This window comes from Corynebacterium sp. HMSC056E09 (genome assembly GCF_001813425.1).
GTDB lineage: Bacteria > Actinomycetota > Actinomycetes > Mycobacteriales > Mycobacteriaceae > Corynebacterium > Corynebacterium hesseae.
Genome location: NZ_KV812490.1, coordinates 198455 through 219153, shown reverse-complemented (window position 1 = coordinate 219153; position 20699 = coordinate 198455). Strand labels below are relative to the sequence as shown.

Sequence of the window (20699 nt, the reverse complement as noted above, 5' to 3'; positions counted from 1 at the left end):
TGCTTAAAAGGACAGACATCATGCTCAGCGAAACCGAACGCGCCCGGACCGCGCGCCAACGTCTCCTGCCCGGCTTCGGCGATGCGGCCCAGGAGCGGCTTCATGCCGCGCACGTGCTCGTCGTGGGCGCCGGCGGGCTGGGCTGCCCGGCTATCCAACAGCTCGCCGCAGGAGGCATCGGGCGCATCACTCTTATTGATTCCGATAGCGTCGATATCAGCAACCTGCACAGGCAGGTGCTGTTTGGTGCGGGGGACGTCGGCAAGCCCAAGGCGGAAGTAGCCGCCGCGCGCGCCCGCGAGCTTGCCCCCGAGCTCACCATCACCGCTCTTAAGGAACGCCTCGATTCCTCCAACGTTCTTGACCTGTGTTCCGAGGCCAACCTCGTCCTCGACGGCTCCGATACCTTTGACACGAAGTACCTCGTCGCCGATGCCTGCGAGCTCACCTCTACCCCGCTGGCCTGGGGTACCGTGCTGCGCTACGGCGGGCAAGCCGCGCTGTGGCACTCCGGGAAAGACTCCGCCGACGGGCGCGGGGTGGGCTTGCGCGATCTCTTCCCCGCCCCGCCCAGCGGCGAGGCGCTCGAGTGCTCGACGGCCGGGGTGCTGGGCGCGACGACATCGGTGATCGCAGGGCTCATGGCCACCGCGGCGGTCGCCACGCTCGGCGCACTCCCGGAACATCGAGACATGATCGGGCGCGTAACCTCCTACGACGCGCTCCCCGGAAGCTTCCGCACGCTGCGGGTAGGTGCCGATCCCGACCGCCCCCTCGTTACTGCCCTACCTGCCCGGCACATCCTGCCGCCGGAACTTGTCACCGGCCACGCTGCCCTCCTTGATATCTCCGAGGACCCCGCCTTTCCTCGTGCCACGGTGTCAATGCCCTGGCATACCGTTACCGATGATGATTCCGTTCGCCGTGCGCTAACTTCATGCTCTTCCGAACTGGTCTACGTGGCCTGCCCTTCCGGTGGGCGAAGCGCTGGCTTTGTCCTGCGCTACGCCGATCTGGCAGCGGACATGGGCATCGAGCTGCGCAACCTCCCCGGTGGCCTCGCAGCACACGATTTCTAAGCGCCGGCCACCGCCGGCCTGCGGAAGAGGTGCTCGTCGAGGATGCGCGCCGTGCCGTGGTGGCGGGCGCGGAAAATCACGCAGGAGGCCACCAACGCCAGGGCCGTCACGATGAACAGCACCGCGATGCCCGCCCAGAAGGTGCCATCGTGGATACCGTCGGTGGCTCGGGTAAAGGCATTCTTTGCATAGGACATCGGGTGGAAAGGATGCAGCAAACTCAGCGGCCGCGGAATAGCCGCCACCGGCCACACGCCGCCGAAGACCATGACGCCTAAGGCAAAAGCACCGACTGCGAAGACGGCACCAATCTTACGGCCGAAGGTTACGAGGAAGAACTGGTAGGTCGCCGCGCCGACGGCGGCAATCGCTGCGATGACGAGCAGCATCATCGGCCAGCTGGCGGGGTTCCAGCCCATGGTGGAGGACATCAGACCCATAAAGGCCAAGACCAGGAAGTTCAGGCCCGCCACCACCCCGAAAGCCGCGAGGATGCCGCGCACCGGGCTCGTGACTGCCTCTCCGCGGCGGCCCAGGTAATACGGCAACGTCATCGCCAGAAGCAGCATGACGAGGAACCCAAAGACCAGCACGAAGAGCAAGGAGGCGCCGCCCGTGATGTTCTTCTCGGTCGGGTCGACCGGGCTGACCACCGTCTGTACAGGGTGGAGATTAGAGGAGGTGAAGTTGATGGGCACGGCCATGTTCTGCGCCGACGTATCCGGCTGGGTGATGGAGGGGGCTTTGGCGGCGCCGTCGGCAAGCTTGGTGGCCAATTCATTGGAGCCTGCCTTGAGCTGGTCCATGCCGTCCTTGAGCTCCGTGCCGCCGGCAGCCAGCTGGCTCGTGCCGTCCTTCAGCGTGCCGGTGCCCTCATGCAGGCGGGATGCTCCGTCCTGCAGCTGGGCGGCACCGTTGCTCAGCTCGCCGACGCCTGCCCGCAACTGCTGCGATCCATCGGACAAGCGGTGCGCGCCGTCATTGAGGGCCATCATGCCGCCCAGGTACTCCGAGTTGGGATCGGACAGGTTGTAATAGAGCTGGCCGGTGCCGGCGGAAAGCTTCTCCAGTTGCGCCACCATGTTTCCGCTGGCGGCCGGGTCGAGCTTGGACACCAGGGAATAGAGTTGATCGGCTTGTTGGTGCATGCCGAGGCCGCGGAGAACGTCGACAAGCTGCAGCAGCGCCGGGGCCACAACCTGCGCCTGCTTGAGCATCGGGATGAGCATCCCGGTGAGCTGATTGACACCGCCATCGATCTGACCCGCGCCATCCGCCAGGCGGCCGGTGCCGGCGAGTAGTTTGTCGGAGCCGTCGGCAAGCTGGGCGGCGCCATCATCCAGCTGCGCCGCACCACCGCTCAAGCGCCCCACGCCCTCGTTGAGACGAGTCGTGCCGTCGAGCAGCTGGCCCGTACCGTTGTTGAGATCGCCCGCACCGGCGTCCAGCTTGGCGATTCCCTCGACCGCTCGCCCGCCGCCTTCCTGCAGCTTGCCCGCGCCCTCGTCGAGCCGGCCCGCGCCCTCAGCTGCGGTTCCCAGGCCATCGCTGAGTTTATTCAGCCCCTCGATGACCTGATCGGCATACTTCTTGGAAATTGCATTCTCCACGCTGGTCTGCACCTGCGGGATGAGGCTGGAGGAAATCACCGAACCATTCGTGCCGTAGTAATCATTGGTGGCGAAGTGAATCTCCGGCTTGACCGGTTTATCGCTGATGATGGTGACGGCCTGCTCGGAGAAATTCTTCGGGATGGTCACGACCATGAGGTACTTGCCCTTGAGCAGGCCCTCATCACCGTCCACCTTGTTGACCTCGGCAAAGTTCAGGTACTGCGTCTCCATCAGGCCTTCCACGACCTGATCACCGTAGTTGGTGTAGGTGCCTTGCTTCTCGACGCCCGCATCCTCATTCACCACCGCCAAGTCAATGTTGCGCATGTACTTGGAGGGGTCCCACATGGCCCACATCATGGTGCCGGCGATGACGATGGGTGCGACGAGAAGGAAGACGATGAGCACGCGCGACAAGGTACTCGTGGGGCGCCAATCGAGGACGCGGTGCCACCCCATGGCCTCGCTGTCGTGGCCTGCCGCGCTCTGGGTAGCAGCACTCCCCTCATTTACCAGACTGGGCGAAGCGCTATTCGCGTCTGCTTCCCGGTTGGATTCAGCCTCACGGCTCATGTCCGTCTCCTTAGCGTGATGGTTGAGGTCCGCCTTTATTCGTTTATCCAGCCCTTTAAGCTAGACACGCAAACGTGAGCGAGGCCACTAGGTCATTTGTTTCAACAAACATACCACCGAATAAGTTGACATTGTGAACTTATGGCCATTCGTCACGTTGTGCCGCGCTGCGCACTACCTGAATTACATCACCCCGCACTCCCTTGTGACGGGCGAGCGAGTGCATTCGAATCGGGCTTTCACCCGGCAAGCCCCTGTCCTTTACTGTCTGTAGGCAGGGCGTTTCCCTCTCCGGTTGCGGGATGGGCTAACCCGCTTTATTCTCTGTGCACATGGGGGATATAGAAACCTACATCCGCCTTCGCAACTCGGGGATTGCGCTGGTGGAAGCAGCAACCAGCACACCCGAAAGCTTGCGCGCGCTTGGCGCCTCGCACGGCGATGCGGCGGAGCTGGCGTCGCTTCATGCCATCTATTTCGGCGATACCCGCTTCACCGGCAAGCAGCGCACCGCCCGCCAGGCGGCCCAACGCCAAGGCCACGACCTGGCCACGCTGAGCCTGATTGAGTCCTACACCGCGAAGCTGAAGAAGCAGGTTGACGTCTGGAATTTGCGCGTCGCGCTCGCCTCCGTGCCCTCGGAACGGGTGCCTTCAGTGGCGGCGCAGCGAGTGAAGGAACTCAAACCGAAACGCGTGCCTTCACCAGGGGTGCGGCTGACTTACCGCAAGAATGGTCCATACTCGCTTACGGTTACTGATTCCGCGCTCAACATCTCCACCATGCGCAGCACCCTGGAATCCATTAACCCTACCGACCTCCTAGACGCCACCCGCCAGGTCTTCTTCAAGGAGGGCGTTGGCTCCCGTCCGGCGGTGGGAACAAACGTCGTGATAACACTCGACGAGCTCGACAAAATCATCCACCACGACGGCGACGACATCGAGCTCGAACTCACCAACGGCGGGCGCATGAGCGGCGCAGAGTTTTTAACCTACAAATTCGCCGAGACTGGCTACGCCACTCTGGTCCACCCCACCATCGGCCCGGTGTGGCTGCACCGGCTTTCGCGCTTTGCCAGCCTCGAGCAGCGCATCATGGCCAGCGCGGAGCACCCCACCTGCGCGATCGAAGACTGCAACAAGCCAGCCGATTACTGCCAAGTCCACCACATCGTCCCCTGGCAAGCGGGCGGGGAAACCAATCCGCCCAACCTCACCATGCTGTGCGCTTACCACAACGGCATTAACGACGATGACCCCACCAGCCCGACCGGCAGAGGTTATGTCTTTCGGTTGAAAGGACCGGTTGACTACATCCCGCCCTGGGGAACGCCGATTACAGCGCAGCCGGCCTACCAAGAAGCGGTCAACCGGCTCGCGACAGCCGCATCCCCTTCCCAACCGCCGGATCCACCAAACGGTAGCCCACCTCCTGGGTAGCTCACTCCCCAGCACCGTGCCGCCTGACCAGCTCACCCACCTGGCTGGCTCACCTACTCCACGCGGAAGCCCCGCAGAACCGCAAGGCTTTCCGCGTCTTCAGCGATCCCTCAACAGAATCTCTTTCTGCGGGGCCATCGAATACGCCGTCCTCACAGAATGCTCTCCCGGAAAACACGCGAACCCTCAACCGTTTGAACGGTTAGAAGCCAGCCTTCTTGAGGGCATCGGCCATCGAACCACCGCCGCCGCGGTCCGAGCGGCCACGCCCACCGTCGCGGCGGGAGTTGCGCCGGTCGGAGCGGCCACCGCGCCCCTCGGAACGCCCACCGCCGTTGCGGCGCTTGGGAGCGGGCTGGCCGGGTTCATCGTCAAGCCGCAGCGACAAGCCAATGCGCTGGCGCTCCACGTCTACCTCCATGACCTTCACCTTCACCACCTGGCCCGAGCGGACCACATCGTGCGGGTCGGAGACGAACTTGTGGCTCATCGCGGAGACATGGACAAGACCATCCTGGTGCACGCCCACGTCGATGAACGCGCCAAAGGCCGCAACATTGGTCACGGTGCCCTCCAGAATCATCCCCGGCTTCAAGTCCGAGACCTTGTCCACACCTTCCTTGAAGGTAGCCGTCTTGAACTCCGGACGCGGGTCGCGGCCCGGCTTATCCAGCTCCGCGATGATATCCGTCACCGTCGGCACACCGAAGGTATCGTCAGCAAAGTCCGCCGGCGACAGCTTCGTCAACACTCGCGAATTGCCGATGAGCTCCGAAACCCCCAGACCGGTCTTCTCCGCAATGCGCGCCACCACCGGGTAGGCCTCCGGGTGCACTGCCGAAGCATCGAGCGGATCCTTGCCACCATTGATGCGCAAGAAGCCCGCGGACTGCTCAAAAGCCTTCGGGCCCAAGCGCGGCACCTTCTTCAGCTCCTTGCGCGAGGCAAACGTGCCGTTCTCATCGCGGTAGGCCACGATGTTGGCCGCAATCGTGGAATTCACGCCGGCCACGCGCTCCAGCAGCGGGGCCGACGCCGTGTTCAGGTCCACGCCGACGCCGTTGACGGCATCTTCCACCACGCCATCGAGGGTGCGGGCGAGCGCGACCTGGTTGACGTCGTGCTGGTACTGCCCCACGCCAATGGCCTTCGGGTCAATCTTCACCAGCTCCGCCAGCGGGTCCTGGAGGCGGCGCGCGATCGAAACGGCGCCGCGCAGGGAGACATCCATGTCAGGGAATTCATCGGCCGCCAACTGGGAGGCCGAATACACCGACGCGCCAGCCTCGGAGACCACCACCGGCGTGGGGCGAGCACCGCCGGCCTGCGCGATGAGGTCGGCGACCTCACCCGCCAGCTTCTCCGTCTCACGCGATGCGGTTCCGTTGCCGATCGCCATGAGGTCCACCGAATGGGCAGCGCTTAGCGACGCCAACTCCCTCACCGCCTCAGCCCACTTCTGCTGCGGCTGGTGCGGATAGACAATCGTGGTGGCCAGGACCTTGCCCGTCGGGTCAACGACCGCGCACTTGACGCCATTGCGGTATCCCGGGTCTAGGCCCAGCGTCGCGCGCTGGCCGGCCGGGGCGGCCAGAAGAACGTCGCGCAGGTTTGTCGCGAAGACCTTGAGCGCGCCTTCCTCCGCCTTCTCTTTCAGGCGCATGCGCACGTCCAGACCGGAAGAGATGGAAAGCTTGGTGCGCCAGCCCCAGTGGACGGCGTCGGCAAGCCAGCGGGAGGTAGACACGTCCAGGTCGAAGCGGTCTGCGATCATGCCCTCGTACATGGCGTCATCGCCGGCGTCGAGGTTGAGATGCAGAACGCCCTCGCTTTCGCCGCGCAGCAGCGCCAAAATGCGGTGCGAGGGGAGCTTCTCGAAAGGCTCAGAGAACTCGAAGTAGTCCTTGAACTTCGCGCCCTCGGTTTCCTTACCCTCGACCACGCCGGCGTTCATGGAACCGCTGGTGTACATGCGCTCGCGCACCTCGCCCACCAGATCCGCATCCAGTGCGAAGCGGTCCACCAGAATGGCGCGGGCGCCGTCGAGGGCCTTCTTCGTTTCCTCGAAACCTTCGGTGAGATACTCCCCCGCCAGCTCGGTCGGGTCCGCCGAGGGGTCCTCGATGAGCTTGTCCGTCAGCGGCTCCAGTCCTGCCTCGCGCGCGATATCCGCCTTGGTCTTGCGGCGCTTCTTATACGGCAGGTACAGATCCTCCAGGCGCGCCTTGGTCTCGCAGCCCTGGATCAGTGCGCGCAGCTCATCGGTGAGTTTGCCCTGTTCCTCAATCGCGGCGAGCACCGTTTCCTTGCGCTCTTCCAGCTCGCGCAGGTACGTCGAGCGTTCCTCGATGATACGCAGCTGGGAGTCATCCAGCCCGCCGGTGGCTTCCTTGCGGTAACGGGCAATAAACGGGACGGTATTGCCCTCCGCCATGAGTTTCAGGGCGGCGTCAACGTGTGCTTCTTTGACGCCCAGCTCTCCGGCGATGGTGGCTGCGATATTCACAAAACCTCTTTTTGGTCGGGGACTAAAAGACCTTCCTACCCTATACCCCGCCCTGCCACGCGCAGGAAGTACCCAGCCCAAACTCGGTGTGGCCGATTTCGGAGGTGCCGTACCACAGCGTGTGCGGCGGCAAGCAGTCCGCGACGGCCGCGGTGACTTTGGTCAACGGCAGCTCAGAGGAGCCGTTGACGATGACCCTCCACACGTGCTCACCCACCGGCGGCTGGCCATGTTTATCCATGTACTCGTTGACCAGGATATTGTCGGGCTCGCAGGTAAAGGAGATGATCTCTGCGTTGATATCGAGCGGCTCGACGCCGCCTTCGCGCAAACGCTGCGGCATATCTTTGAGAATCTTGCCCCATTCGGCTTCGGTCATAAGTATTGACAAGTCAGTACTGATGTCCATCTCATTCCTCCTTCAAGGATTCCACGTACGCGCGGTCGGCATCGCTCAGGTCCGCCGCGTCCAGCAACTCCGGGCGGCGCTTCCACGTCCGGGCCAGCGACTGCTCGCGGCGCCACCGGTCCACCTTGGCATGATCACCGGAAGTCAGTACATCCGGAACCGCCAAACCGCGCCACTCCCGCGGTTTGGTGTAACTCGGTCCTTCCAGCAAGCCATCGGAGAAAGAGTCCTCCTCGTGCGAGCGCCGGTTTCCCAACACCCCGGGTATAAGGCGTACCACAGCTTCAGCAATGACCAGCACGGCTACCTCGCCGCCGATGAGCACGTAATCGCCGATGGACACCTCGCGCACGCGGTAGCGCTGCGCGGCATCCTCGACGACGCGCTGATCAATGCCCTCGTAGCGCCCACACGCGAACACGATGTGCTCCTCGGTAGACCACGCCCGGGCATCGGCCTGAGTAAAGGGCGTTCCGGCAGGTGTCGGCACGATGAGCAGCGGCTTATCCGAACCCTCGCTTTCACCATAGGAGCGCGCCTCGACGCCATGGATATCGTCGTGGCGCGGCTTGCTCAGGTGCGGCAGCGCGCTTTGGAGGTCCTGGGTGGAGGCGGTGCCGGAGGAGACGTCGTCAAGCGCCGGCCCCCACACCTCAGGCTTCATGACCATTCCTGGGCCGCCCCCGTAGGGTGAGTCATCGACGGATTTGTGCACGTCGGTGGCCCACTGGCGCAGATCATGCACCCCCACCGCGAGCTTTCCCTGCTCGATGGCCTTGCCCAGCAGCGCGTGGCGCAGCGGGTCGAGGTACTCCGGAAAAATGGTGAGAACGTCTATCCTCATAGGTCAAGCAACCCCTCCGGCGGGGTGATGGTGCAGGTCCCGGCCTCCAGATCGACTTCGGGCACGATCTGCTCAACGAAGGGGACCAACGCCTCTTTGCCATCGGTGAGCGTGACTTCCAGAAGGGACTGCGTGGGACCGTGCGTCACGCCGGTCACCTCGCCCACGTCTGAGCCGTCGAGAATGACGCGCAGGCCTTCCAGCTCGTGGTCGTAGAAGCCGTCATCCTCGGGATCATCCAAGGGTTCGGCGAAGAACTGGGTGCCGCGCAGGGAATCCGCGGCCGTGCGGTCTGGGATTTCCTCGAAGGTGATGAGCAGGCGCCCTTTATGAGCGCGCACCGCCGCGATGGTGAGCTCGTGTTCTTTCTTGCCTTGTTTGCCGTGGAGAACCTCGCCGACGGCGAAACGGGTCTCGGGGGAATCGGTGGTCACCTCGACGGAGACCTCGCCTTTAATGCCGTGGGATTTCACCACGCGACCAATGAGTAGTTCCATGACTGCTAGCTTAACGGGCTACGCTGGAGTGGCATGACTGAGCTTCCGATCAATGATGCAGCCACCTTTGGTGCCGCCACCCATGACAGCGCCGCGCTCACAACGCTAAATTTGCTCGATGAGGCCCCTAAGCCGGGCCCATCGCGCCCGAGACCAGCCGTTAAGCGAGTCCTCAGTGCCGACGGAGCGAACCTCATCCTCTTTTCATTCTTGCCCGGGCAGGTCCTGCCCGATCACAAAGCCGCGCACCCCATCACCGTCCAGGTGCTACAGGGCGCGGTGACTTTTAGTTGCGGAGATGAAGATTACGTGCTCGTTCCCGGGCGCATCGTACACCTTCCAGCGTATGTCCCACATGCGGTGTCCTGCAGCGATCAACCTGCGCTAATGCTGCTCACAATGTTGACGCCAAACACTGGCGTGAATGTCTAGACTTTTAGTATTATTCTTGGATTGTGAGTAGTTCTAAGCCTTACCACCATGGAAATTTGCATGAAGAGATCCTCCAGGAGGCCATCAAGCTCGGCCGGGAGGGTGGACCAGAGGCAGTAACGATTCGCGCGGCAACGCGCGCGGTCGGCGTTTCCCCCACCGCCGCGTACCGCCACTTCAAGGATCAGGCCGCGCTTCTCGACGCCGTCGCAGACGTCGCCACCTTCGAACTCATTACCAAGCTGAGTGAGGCCTTCGAGAATACCGAGGGAAGCATTGTCGACAAGATGATGGCGGCTGGCTTTGCCTACTACCACTATGCCTTGGAGGAGCAAAGCTTCTTTGAGTGCATGATGGCCACGAGCGGCTTTGACATCCCTGGTGCGCTGGCCGCCGCCGCAGAGGGACCGGGAGAGGATCCGCGGGTCCAGGCCACGTTCAACTTCTATGACTACATGGAGCAGTACGCACGCTACATTGGGCAGGAGCCTAACCGGCAATTCATGATGCAAAATTGTCTTGCTGGGTGGTCCACGGTGCACGGCTTTACGGTGTTGTGTTTGAGCGGCCACTTGGCATCAGTATCGGAAGAAGCGATGGAAAGGATTGCGCAGTCGGTCATCGCCTCCGCCATCCGCGGTTTGGATTTCGAGAACCCCTTGGAAGCACGCCCCGCTGCCCCGCAAAACTAGAAAATCCCCGCTGGTGCGGGGATTTTCTGTTAGGCGAGTAGTTTACTCTGCGGACTCCTCAGCGGAGTCAGCCTCGGCAGCCTCTTCCTCTGCCTTTGCAGCCTCAGCGGCAGCGGCTTCCTCTGCAGCCTTCTCAGCGGCAGCCTTTGCCTCAGCCTCTTCCTTGGCCTTGCGCTTCTTCTCGGTGATGGCCTCGATGGTCGGGCCGTTGTTGGCCTCAGCCAGAGCGGCGTTGAAGAGATCCAGCTTGGACGGCTTCGGCTCAGCAACCTTCAGGGTGCCCTCTGCGCCCGGCAGGCCCTTGAACTTCTGCCAGTCACCGGTCACCTTGAGCAGTGCGAGAACCGGCTCGGTCGGCTGCGCGCCGACACCCAGCCAGTACTGAGCGCGCTCGGAATCGATCTGGATCAGGGACGGCTCCTGCTTCGGCTGGTAGATACCGATGTTCTCGATAGCCTTGCCGGAGCGGCGGGTGCGTGCATCAGCAACAATGATGCGGTACTCAGCGTTGCGGATCTTACCCATACGCTGCAGCTTGATCTTAACGGCCATGATTGGCTCCTTTTCTAGTCACCGGGCAGTTCAGACACGCGCCGCTTGGTGGCGCGCCGGTTCAACCCTTGGATTTATCCTGCGTGTGACATGCCGGCCGTCCGTGGGCGGTACCGGCGTTACGCAGAAATGAAGTTTTAGGTGTCCTCCATGCTGCACATGGACAACCCCAATGATTTTAGCGGTACGCACGCAAAATAGGAAATCCCCCCTACCGCTTGCATGGTTAGGCCTTACCCCGCGAAAGGGGTAGCCTGTAATGCGGTTATTTCGCTGCCACACAAACCTCTTTTTATGAATAAACAAGCCCCATCTACATTCCGCTACCGCTACGACCTCGATGGCCTCCGCGGCATCGCGATCGCTTTGGTTGTTTTATACCACGTCTTCGTCGGTCGTGTTTCCGGTGGCGTCGATGTCTTCCTCCTCCTGTCCGGGTACTTCTTCCTGGGCTCGCAGCTGCGCTATGCCGCGCGGCCGAACGCCTCCCTGAACCCGTGGTGGCCCATCTGGCGCACGCTGCGCAGGTTGGCACCTGCCCTCGTGCTCGTCATCGGTGTGAGCTATGTGCTTGTTCGGATATTTACCCCGAAGCTCATGAACACCGAGCTCACCAAGCAGATCACGGCGACAGTCTTTTACTACCAAAACTGGGAGCTAGCACGGCAAAACGCCGACTACGCTGCCGCCTCCGCAACCACGTCGCCGCTGCAGCACATGTGGTCCATGGCGGTCCAGGGGCAGTTCTATCTCATGGGCATCTTTTTTGCCCTGGGCCTGGCCGCTTTTATGCGGTTGCGCCCGAAGAAGTCGGGGCTTAAGGCGCAGCGCTTCCCCTCCGTAAATTCTATCGCCGGCCCGATCCTCCTCGTGATCACCGTCGCCTCTTTTGCCTACGCCTCGCGCGACGGTCTCTACGGGACCCCTGAGAATTACTACTCCACGTGGTCTCGCGCGTGGGAGCTAACCCTGGGCGCGGTTCTCGTCATCTACGGCTCGCGCCTAAAGATGCCGCAGCATTTGTCCAACGTCGCCACCGCCCTCGGCCTAGCCGCCCTGGCTGGCACCGGCATGCTCATCTCCGACAGCTTGGCTTTCCCGGGCCCGCTGTCACTTCTGCCCATCGGCGGCGCGGTGCTCATCATTATTGGTTCCGGTGGTTCCTTCTCGCGGGTACTGACGGTTCGCCCTTCCCGCTGGCTCGGTGATATCGCCTACCCGCTCTACCTGTGGCACTGGCCGCTCCTCATCATCTCCACCGCCGCGCTCGGCTTTGAAACCCCGCCATGGTGGCTCGGTGCCATCATCATCGCGGTGTCGCTGGGCTTGGCGGATGTGACGCACAGATTCGTCGAGAAGCCCCTGCGCCAGCACCGCAAGCGCCCGCTTGCCGACGACCTCCCCGTCCACCGCGGCCTCGCCGACCTCCGCACCCGCACTGGTGCCCTCCGCGGCGTCGGTGGAGTTGTCGTCGCGGCGTGCACCGTTGCGCTCGTGGCCGTTCAGCCGCTGTGGCAGCGCAGCCTCCAGGAGGCAAACCAAGAGATTCTTGATCCGCAGCTCTACCCTGGGGCAACGACCTTCGTGGAGAACATCACCCCGCCTGAGAACGTGGAGATTAAGCCAGATCCGATTCTCGCGCGCGGCATCCAGCCACCGGTTGCCGATAACTGGTGCTTCATTCCAGAGCAGGAGCCGTCGGACTATTTCATCGAGACGCAGAAGGACGGCGTAACGCCGTGTGTCTTCGGCGACGTCAACTCCGACGTTGAGGTCTACTTGGTGGGCGGTTCGCACGCGGAGCAGTATTCCTCAGCCCTGGATCACTTGGGCCGCGAGATGGGATTCAAGCTGGTGCCGCTCACCCGCGTGGGTTGCCCCATCGAGTTGGGCGATGAGCTCAGCGTCAAGCCATCTTGCGCCGAGTGGAGCAAGGAAGTGGTCAAGCGCATCATCGACGCGGACCCAGCCCTCGTGGTGTCGAATTCGACGCGCCCCGGGCAGGCCCTAGGCCACGGCCCGGACGCCGTCCCGCCGGGATATCAGGCCTTCTGGGACGAACTGGCCAAGCACGATATTCCTTTCCTCGGTTTCCGCGATAATCCGTGGGGATTCGACGAGCACGGCAATGGCCGCCAGTTTGATGAGTGCTACGTGGCCACCCAGGATTCCCTCGGGTGCGGTATGCGCTTCGAGGAGGTTTATGCGCCCTACGATCCGGGCGCAGAGGTCCTCTCCCAGTACAAGAACATGCTGGCCGTAGACACCTCGAAGTGGTTCTGCGATGCCAACGGCGATTGCCCGGTCATCATCGGCAATATCATGGTGTATCGCGATATGCACCACTTCACCACGGCATTCGCGGATTCGGCCATCCCGCTCATCCGTGAAGCGATCACCCCGTTCCTCAATGGCGAGACCGTCCAACAGCAGCCCCCGGAAACCGCCACGTCTACCTCCACGACGAAGGCGGGCCCAGCACCGTCCACCCCGGCGGCGCCGACTCCCGCCAACCCGGTCCCCTACCCTGCCTTCCCTGCGGGCGAGGCCATCTAGTAGCCGCCGCTAGCGCAGGGCTTCGGGCACGTAGGCGCAGGTGGGGTCCGACGCGAGCGGGTCGCCCGTCATGGCAAAAGCCGTGGACCGCGAGCCGCCACACACAGAAGCAAACTCACACACGGAGCACTTGCCGCTCCACGCGTTGGGATCCCTAAGCTTCTTAAACACTGGCGAGTTGGCGTAGATGTCCGGCAGTAGGTGACTCTTGACGTTGCCGCAGTGCAGCGGCAGGAAGCCGTTTGGATAGACGTCCCCCACGTGGTCGATGAAGACAAAGCCGGAACCCGCGTTGATGGCCATCGGCGGCCGCGGGCGGCGCGTGTGAGGATCGGGGCCCAAAATCCGCTCGGTCTCCGCGGTAAGGAAGCGGTACAGTTCGCCGCCCTCGTACTTCTCTCCCCGCTGGGCTTGCAGGACGATGCGCCGATATTGCGGCCCCTCCGTGGTCTTAATGGCAATCCGCGTGGACACGCTGTGCAGCCACTGCATCGCGTCCTCGCGCTCCTGCGGGGTCAGCGCCTCCAAGCCCGTACCGCGGCCGGTGGGTACGAGGAAGAACACACTCCAGAGCTTGGCACCCATCTCGATAACCCGCTCCAACAGCTGCGGGGCCTCATGGACGTTGTTCTTCGTGATGGTGGAGTTGATTTGGAGGCGGAAGCCCACGTCGGTGACCACGCTGGCCATCTCAATCGTGCGGTCGAAGATGCCGGAGAAGCCGCGGAAGTAGTCGTGGGTTGCAGCGCTCGCGCCGTCGAGAGACAGCGACAGCGCGGCCCCTCCCGCCGCGCGCAGGCCCTCGAGGCGCTCGCGCGTCAAACGGGGCGTGACCGACGGCGAAAGCGACACGTTGAGTCCCAGGGACGTGCCGTAGGCGGTGAGCTCTTCCAGGTCGCCGCGCTCAAACGGATCCCCTCCCGTGAGCACCACGAGCGGGCGTGGCTTGTCGTAGCTGGCCAGGGAATCCAGCAGCGCCTTGCCTTCGGCGGTAGTAAGCTGGCCCGGTGCGGGGTCGTGCTGGGCGTCGGCCCGGCAGTGCTGGCACACCAGCTGGCAGGCACGGGTGACCTCCCAGATGGCGATGAACGGTTTGGTAGTGATGTCGTGGCGCATCTGGCGCACCACAGGGCTGGCCTTCACAGTGAGGACCTTTCCACACGAGAACAGTTTTATCCAACTTTAGTCGGACATATTGTCGCGTGGGTAATCGCCTACTTCTTCTTGCCTTGGCCAAAGTCCAGGTTGTTGAGGTCGATATTCTCCATGCCCTTCGGCATCTTGATATCGCCTAGCCCGGGCATGCCGCCGCCGAGCTGCTCCTGCATCTTCTGCAGCTCCTGCATCGACGGCATACCGCCGCCCATGCCTGGCATTCCGCCGCCACCACGACGCTTCGGCGGCTTGCGCTTGCCGTTCTTGCCCTTGCGGCCCTTCGGCTTCTTCTTAGTAGCCGAGCGCCCGCCGCCCATGCCCGGCATGCCGAAGCGGCCGGCCATCTGGGACATCATCTTCTTGGCTTCAGTAAAGCGCTCAATGAGCTGGTTGACGTCAGAAACGCTCACACCAGAACCAAGGGCAATACGCTTGCGGCGCGAAGCGTTGAGAATCTTCGGGTTCTCGCGCTCCTCCGGGGTCATACCGCGGATGATGGCCTGGATGCGGTCGAGCTGCTTCTCGTCGACCATGTCGGCGATCTGGTTCATCTTGTTACCGCCCGGCATCATCTTGAGCAGGTTGCCCATCGGCCCCAGGTTGCGGACCATGAGCATCATGTCCAAGAAGTCATTGAGCGTCATCTCGCCGGAGCCCATCTTCTTGGCGGCTTCCTCCGCCTTGGATTGATCCAGCTTGGACTCCGCCTGCTCGATAAGCGTCAGCAGGTCACCCATGCCCAGGATGCGCGAGGACATGCGCTCCGGGTGGAAGACATCGAAGTCATCGAGCTTCTCACCGGTGGAGGCGAACATGATGGGCTTGCCGGTCACCTCACGGATGGACAGGGCCGCACCACCGCGGGCGTCGCCGTCCAGCTTGGTCAGAACGACGCCGGTGAAGTCGACGCCGTCGCGGAAGGCCTCGGCAGTCTGCACGGCATCCTGGCCGATCATGGAATCGATGACGAAGAGGACTTCGTCCGGGTTGACGGCGTCGCGGATGTTGCGAGCCTGCGTCATCAGGGTTTCATCGATGCCCAGGCGGCCGGCGGTATCGATGATGACGATATCGTGCTGCGTGCGCTTGGCTTCCTCAATGCCGCGCTTGGCGACGTCCACCGGATCCCCGTGCGAGGTACCCATCTCATGTTCGTGGGAATCCAGGGAGGTGCCCGGATCCGGAGCGTAGACATCGACCCCGGCGCGCTCGCCGACGATCTGCAGCTGTTGCACCGCACCCGGGCGCTGGAGGTCACAGGCCACCAGCATCGGGGTGTGCCCCTTGGAAGCCAGGTGCTTGGACAGCTTGCCCGCCAAGGTGGTCTTACCAGCACCTTGGAGGCCGGCGAGCATGATGACCGTCGGCGGATTCTTGGCTAGGTTCAGGCGGCGGGTCTCGCCGCCGAGGATCTCGATGAGTTCCTCGTTGACGATCTTGACCACTTGCTGCGCAGGGTTGAGCGCCTCGGAGACCTCGGCGCCTGCCGCGCGCTCCTTAATGCGCTTGATGAAGCCGCGCACGACGTTGAGCGAGACGTCCGCCTCCAGCAACGCAAGGCGGATTTCGCGCGCTGTGGCGTTGATGTCCGCCTCGGTCAGCTTGCCCTTGCCGCGCAGGCCGGACAGGGCTGATTGCAAGCGGTCAGACAAAGACTCAAACACGTTAGAGTGCTCCCTCAACTATCGTGGATAAATTTATAACTTCCCCAGCTTAGCCGTTGACCAGTGCTTGGGTCACATTCCGGACGAGGGTGGCACGGGGGACGTCGCCAAGCGGCACGGCGTGAAGCACCATCGTGGCGCCCGGTGTGGTGGTGGATAGCCACTCGCACTCCGGAAGCAGCGCGAGCACGTGTCCGAGGGTACCCGGGTAGTCATCGATTCTGAGCTCGAAGACGCCTCTGGTCCACATGGCGGTTGCAGGTCCCGGTACGAAATCGGGCAGCACGGTATAGGTTCCGGACTTATAAGACTGCACCAAGCGCTCCTCCACCGTCGCGAGATCGATGGCGCCGTGGAGCGCACGGATGTCGAACTCGCCGGCGTAGCCCTCCTCCGTGCGCACCAAGCGCGAGGACAGGATGTTCCAGCCCAACGCAGCGATAAGCGCTAGCGGACGCACGGCCTCCCGCTGGTAGCTGCCGCGCCACAGGACGGTGAAGCTATCATCCTCCGGGTTGTGGCGCAGGCCGATGTCGCGGTCAACGGCCACCAGCGGCCGCACCGGGCTCAGGGCCTCCAGCTGCGCAAAAGCGCGAGCGCTGACCGCCTCGATTCCATTCTCGAGCCTGCGGTTCCACACGCCTGGGCCGGTGGATTCGGCATCGGTGCGGGCGAGCACGACGAGGAGCGCCAGGGTCAGGTAGTCATAACGCACGGCTTCGAGAAGCTCATCGCGGGCTTCGTCGGAGTAAGGGTCCGTGCGGGAGACGATGCGTGCCAGAGTCGTGTGCTCGGCCACCACGGTTTGCACGCGGGAGCGATCCGCCAGGTCAAGGCCGAGCTTGGCGGCAGCGCGCGCCACCATCTCAGCTCCCACGAGTTCGTGCGGGCGGCCGTAGCCTTTGCCGATGTCGTGGTAGAGCCCCACCAAGAGCAGTAGATCGGGCCTCGCTACGGACGTGCGAGCTTCAGCGCACCGAGCGACGGTAAGGATGGAGTGATAGTCCACGGTATGAGAGTGCGTGCGCTCCCGAGGCAGCAATCCGCGGATGTGCTCCCACTCCGGAACGACTCGCTCCCACAAGCCATGGGCGTCCATTTCCTGGATAAGGCGCGGGGTATTGAGCGGTGAGGACAACAGGCTGAAGAAGGCATCCGTTGCCCCCGCGGGCCAGCGCTGCGGGAGGTCTGGCAGCTCGCGTAGTTGTTCCCAAACGTGGGCGGGCACGCTCCTGCCCGATCGGGCCGCAGCAGCGGCGACGCGCAGGAGCAGCCAGGGCTCGTCTAGGTCTGCGGTGCGGGCGAGCCTGATTTCGCCGCCTACATCCACGACACCGATGTCGAGGGGTTTGCGAGTGCGGTTGTGGCTGCGCTTGGCCACCACTCCCCTAGCCGTCGCGAGCGCCCTCTCGACGGCCCTATCCACCGCCGCGGCGGCGGTGACGACGGCCGCTGATAATTCATAACGGTCGGCAAAGCCCATCTCGTGTGCGATCTCCGCGGCGAATTCTGGGTCGAGGATGTCGCGGTGGCGGCGGGCGGTGACGTGGAGGAGCGTGCGGACGTCGAGAAGCAGGGCCTGCTCCTCCTCGAGCGCTGGGGCGTCCGCGAGGTTTCCTAAGGCGAGGGCCCGGAGGAATTGGATATCGCGCAGACCGCCGCGCCCATTCTTAATATCCGGGTGGGTCATCGTGGCCAAGGTGCCGGAGCGACGCCAGCGCGTAATGGCGAGATCAACGAAGGCATCGAAATTGCTCTGCAACAGGCGGCGCCACGAGGCATAGACCTGGGCGCGGGTGGAATCCACCAGCTGCTTGTCTCCGGCAACGAAGGCCAGATCCAGTTGCGCGAAGCCGGCGGCGGGATCGGAACCGGCGATGGCGCCGAATTCGCGCGGGGTGCGCACTGCATAATCGAGCCGATACTTAGCGTCCCAGATGGGATACCAGACCTCGGAAACGACTTCCTCGGGCAGCTCCGTGTCATCCGGGTGAAGGAGGATGAGGTCGAGATCGGAAAACGGGGTCATCGCGCGGCGCGCAAAGGAACCGGTGGCTGCAAGCGCGCAGCCGGGCGGAAGCTGCAGGGACTGCGTGAGGCGCATCGCCGCAGCATAAGCGTCCTCACGCAGTTGAGCGGCCGTAGACACGTGTTACAGGGCCGCCTCGCCGCGCTCGCCGGTGCGCACGCGGATGACGTCCTCAATAGGAGTGATCCAGATCTTGCCATCACCGATCTTTCCGGTGTAGGCGGCGTCCACGATGGTGGAGAGGATATCCTCAACCTGTTCGTCAGAGGTCACCACCTCGAGCTTGACCTTGGGAACGAAATCGGTGGCGTACTCGGCGCCGCGGTAGACCTCACTGTGGCCGCGCTGCTGGCCAAAGCCTTGGGTCTCGGTCACCGTCAGGCCATGCACGTCGTGCTGTTCGAGGGCCTCGCGAATGTCCGGCAGCGTGAACGGTTTGACGATGGCAGTGATGAGCTTCATCTGTTACTCCTTAGCTCCGGCGGTGTCGACCCGCGGCTGGACGGTTGGTGCAGGACTAATCCTAGCGTCGTGGGCGTGGCGGCGGTGCGACGCCACGGATTCGCGGAAATCATATGCGGTTTCGCGGTGCTCGCCCAGGTCGATACCCTGCGCTTCATCCTCGATTCGCCAGCCCATGGTGGCGCGGATGAGGAGCGCCGCAAGCAAGGTGACGAGCCCCGACACCAGCATCGCCACAACCGCAATCAGCGTTTGAACGACGAGCAGCTTGAGCCCTTCAGTGAAGTGACCGGTGAGGATGCCGTTATCCGTAGCGAAGAAGGCTAGGCCAATCGTGCCCCACAATCCTGCGCACAGTTGCACCCCGACGACGTCCAGGGAATCATCGAAGCCCCAGCGGTACTTCAGGCTGATGCACAAGCAGGCGATAATCCCGCCGAGGAAGCCGAGGGCGATGGAACCGAGCGGAGTCAGCGCTCCTGCCGCCGGGGTGATGGCGACGAGGCCTGCGATAGCTCCGGATGCAGCGCCGAGTGAAGTGGCGGCACGGTCACGAATTCGCTCCACCAACATCCAGCCGAGCATCGCGGCGGCCGCAGCAACGGTGGTATTCAACCACGCCACACCTGCAAGGCCATCCGCAGCGAAGGCAGAACCGCCATTGAAACCGAACCAGCCGAACCACAGCAACGCGGCGCCGAGCATCACCATCGGGAGGTTGTGCGGCCTATCGACGTGCTTCGGAAATCCCGCGCGCGGGCCCACGACAATCGCGAGGACTAGGGCTGCAGCTCCGGCAGAAATGTGCACGACGGTACCGCCGGCGAAGTCGATGGGAGCGATGAGCGCCTCACCTTCCGAGACACCGAAGAGCCACGCCGCGAGGGAGCGCGGGGCGTGGGAGAGAATTCCCCCTCCCCACACCATGTGGGCGAGCGGGAAGTAGGCAAAGGCTACCCAGATACCCGCGAAGGTTAACCAGGCCGAGAACTTCACGCGGCCGGCGATGGCACCGGAGATAATAGCCGTCGAAATAATAGCGAAGGTGGCTTGGAAGCCGATATCGATGACGGCGGGGTAGCCAGAACTACCAAGAAGATACTCGTTGGAAGGACCTGTGATCTGGCCACGCAAGCCCCACGCTTCAAACGGGTTGCCCACGATGCCGGCAAAAGAGCTTCCCGCATAGGACATGGACCAGCCCCACAAGACATAGAGCACAGGCACAAGCGCGAGCGCGCCGAAGGACATCATCATCATGTTAAGGACATGACGATTGCCCGCCATGCCGCCATAAAACAACGCCAATCCGGGGGTCATGAGCAAAACCAATGATGCGCTGACCAGCATCCACGCTGCATCACCGGAAGAGAATGCATCAGGAGTCATACTTCAACTAACCTCTTTTCTATAACTTGATAGGTACAGTTCTCAAAAGGCCTATAGGCCTATAGATTTAGAAAGAGGAATGAGTCACAGATCACATCTGGGCTCCAAAAAAGCGGCGAGAGCATTGTTGCCCTCGCCGCTCACTTAAGCGTGCGCCCTAGATTTCCTCCTCGGACGCTTCCACGGTCTGTGCTTGCTGGCGCATACGTTTGGCGTACTTCACGTCGGTGACGGTCACGCCGTAGATGGAACGGCCCATGTAAAAAGAGCCCACCGAACCGATGATCCACACGCCGAAACAAGCAATGAGGACACGGACCAGCGACCATAGCGAGAACCCGTTCTCGGCAAAGTCAACGACCAGCTTCGCCACGAGCAGAAGAGGAACGGCCAAACCGACCGTCGGCCCCAGCAGGTTAACGCGGGTCAAGGCATCGGGCGCGCGCCACAAAGCGATGGCCGTCGCGATAACCAGGACCGTGGCCACAACCAGCAGGACCGAAGCAATAATCTCCGCGATAGTCATGGTTTTACCTCCTGCCCTTCGAGATGATGCGGGCCATCGACAACGTCGGCAGCACGCCCGCCGCGATGCCCGCGAGCATCGCGATGTCGTAGACGATGGACGCGTGATTGGTCATGGCCCATGCAAAGTACATGCACATCATGCCGTAGAAGACCATGTCACTCATCACGGTACGGGTGAGCTCATCGCGGGAGCGCAACGCCAGCACCAACGCCGAGCACACCGATGCGCCAATGAGGAACACACAGACAAAGACAACCCATTGAAAGGCGCTCATCG

General features: G+C 62.9%; 18 protein-coding genes. 5 read left to right on the top strand and 13 right to left on the bottom strand.

Features of this window, described 5'->3' with window-relative positions; genetic code table 11:
• Positions 1 to 20: 20 nt before the first annotated feature.
• Positions 21 to 1079, top strand: a complete 1059-nt coding sequence (locus HMPREF2912_RS03945) for a ThiF family adenylyltransferase (protein WP_070683315.1) — start codon at positions 21 to 23, stop codon at positions 1077 to 1079.
• Here HMPREF2912_RS03945 and HMPREF2912_RS03940 read toward each other — a convergent pair.
• A complete protein-coding gene (locus HMPREF2912_RS03940) occupies positions 1076 to 3265 on the bottom strand; it encodes a YhgE/Pip domain-containing protein (protein WP_070683313.1) in 2190 nt (729 codons plus the stop codon). The two genes, HMPREF2912_RS03945 and HMPREF2912_RS03940, sit on opposite strands and share 4 nt — an antisense overlap.
• 332 nt (positions 3266 to 3597) lie before the next feature.
• On the opposite strand from HMPREF2912_RS03940, the gene HMPREF2912_RS03935 reads away from it, so the two are divergent.
• Positions 3598 to 4707: an HNH endonuclease signature motif containing protein gene (locus tag HMPREF2912_RS03935; protein WP_070683311.1), complete on the top strand. Its 1110-nt coding sequence runs from the start codon at positions 3598 to 3600 to the stop codon at positions 4705 to 4707.
• Positions 4708 to 4909: 202 nt separating this feature from the next.
• Here HMPREF2912_RS03935 and HMPREF2912_RS03930 read toward each other — a convergent pair whose 3' ends face one another.
• From HMPREF2912_RS03930 to rimM, 4 genes are read right to left on the bottom strand one after another with little or no spacing between them, the layout of a single operon-like run.
• Positions 4910 to 7213: a Tex family protein gene (locus HMPREF2912_RS03930; RefSeq protein ID WP_070683309.1), complete on the bottom strand. Its 2304-nt coding sequence runs from the start codon at positions 7211 to 7213 to the stop codon at positions 4910 to 4912.
• Positions 7214 to 7253: 40 nt separating this feature from the next.
• Complete coding sequence (locus tag HMPREF2912_RS03925; protein ID WP_070520023.1) at positions 7254 to 7622, bottom strand: hypothetical protein; 369 nt, start codon at positions 7620 to 7622, stop codon at positions 7254 to 7256.
• Position 7623: 1 nt separating this feature from the next.
• Positions 7624 to 8466, bottom strand: coding sequence for a tRNA (guanosine(37)-N1)-methyltransferase TrmD (gene trmD / locus HMPREF2912_RS03920; protein WP_070520021.1), 843 nt, complete (start codon positions 8464 to 8466; stop codon positions 7624 to 7626).
• Positions 8463 to 8963: a ribosome maturation factor RimM gene (gene rimM / locus HMPREF2912_RS03915; RefSeq protein ID WP_070520019.1), complete on the bottom strand. Its 501-nt coding sequence runs from the start codon at positions 8961 to 8963 to the stop codon at positions 8463 to 8465. Before rimM ends, trmD begins: the two co-directional genes overlap by 4 nt.
• Positions 8964 to 8996: 33 nt before the next feature.
• Between rimM and HMPREF2912_RS03910 the strand changes: the two genes are divergently transcribed.
• On the top strand, positions 8997 to 9395 hold the full coding sequence (locus tag HMPREF2912_RS03910; protein ID WP_070520017.1) for a cupin domain-containing protein: 399 nt from the start codon (positions 8997 to 8999) through the stop codon (positions 9393 to 9395).
• Positions 9396 to 9418: 23 nt separating this feature from the next.
• Positions 9419 to 10087, top strand: coding sequence for a TetR/AcrR family transcriptional regulator (locus HMPREF2912_RS03905; RefSeq protein WP_070565535.1), 669 nt, complete (start codon positions 9419 to 9421; stop codon positions 10085 to 10087).
• Positions 10088 to 10129: 42 nt separating this feature from the next.
• On the opposite strand, the gene rpsP is transcribed toward HMPREF2912_RS03905, so the two are convergent.
• Positions 10130 to 10639, bottom strand: coding sequence for a 30S ribosomal protein S16 (gene rpsP, locus HMPREF2912_RS03900; protein WP_070520013.1), 510 nt, complete (start codon positions 10637 to 10639; stop codon positions 10130 to 10132).
• Between the two features lie 294 nt (positions 10640 to 10933).
• Here rpsP and HMPREF2912_RS03895 point away from each other — a divergent pair, with 294 nt between their 5' ends.
• Entirely contained in the window at positions 10934 to 13195 is a 2262-nt protein-coding gene (locus HMPREF2912_RS03895; protein WP_070520011.1) for an acyltransferase family protein, read from the top strand.
• A gap of 9 nt (positions 13196 to 13204) precedes the next feature.
• Here the strand turns inward: HMPREF2912_RS03895 and HMPREF2912_RS03890 are convergent, their stop codons facing one another.
• The 7 genes from HMPREF2912_RS03890 to HMPREF2912_RS03860 all read right to left on the bottom strand — a co-directional run bounded on the left by HMPREF2912_RS03890 (position 13205) and on the right by HMPREF2912_RS03860 (position 20697).
• Complete coding sequence (locus HMPREF2912_RS03890) at positions 13205 to 14311, bottom strand: TIGR04053 family radical SAM/SPASM domain-containing protein (RefSeq protein ID WP_083299255.1); 1107 nt, start codon at positions 14309 to 14311, stop codon at positions 13205 to 13207.
• A 98-nt stretch (positions 14312 to 14409) separates the two neighbouring features.
• On the bottom strand, positions 14410 to 16014 hold the full coding sequence (gene ffh, locus HMPREF2912_RS03885) for a signal recognition particle protein (RefSeq protein ID WP_070596881.1): 1605 nt from the start codon (positions 16012 to 16014) through the stop codon (positions 14410 to 14412).
• A 49-nt stretch (positions 16015 to 16063) separates the two neighbouring features.
• The gene (locus tag HMPREF2912_RS03880; protein ID WP_070683296.1) at positions 16064 to 18163 is read right to left on the bottom strand and encodes a [protein-PII] uridylyltransferase; all 2100 of its coding nucleotides are present in this window, start codon (positions 18161 to 18163) and stop codon (positions 16064 to 16066) included.
• Positions 18164 to 18166: 3 nt separating this feature from the next.
• On the bottom strand, positions 18167 to 18505 hold the full coding sequence (locus HMPREF2912_RS03875; protein WP_070520003.1) for a P-II family nitrogen regulator: 339 nt from the start codon (positions 18503 to 18505) through the stop codon (positions 18167 to 18169).
• 3 nt (positions 18506 to 18508) lie between these two features.
• Positions 18509 to 19894 (bottom strand): ammonium transporter, encoded by a 1386-nt coding sequence (locus HMPREF2912_RS03870; RefSeq protein WP_070520001.1) that lies wholly within the window; start codon positions 19892 to 19894, stop codon positions 18509 to 18511.
• 157 nt (positions 19895 to 20051) lie between these two features.
• Positions 20052 to 20420 carry a Na+/H+ antiporter subunit G gene (locus HMPREF2912_RS03865; RefSeq protein ID WP_070519999.1) on the bottom strand — a complete coding sequence of 123 codons (369 nt, stop codon included), beginning with the start codon at positions 20418 to 20420 and terminating at the stop codon, positions 20052 to 20054.
• Between the two features lie 4 nt (positions 20421 to 20424).
• A complete protein-coding gene (locus HMPREF2912_RS03860) occupies positions 20425 to 20697 on the bottom strand; it encodes a cation:proton antiporter (protein ID WP_029158995.1) in 273 nt (90 codons plus the stop codon).
• Between the last annotated feature and the right edge of the window lie 2 nt (positions 20698 to 20699).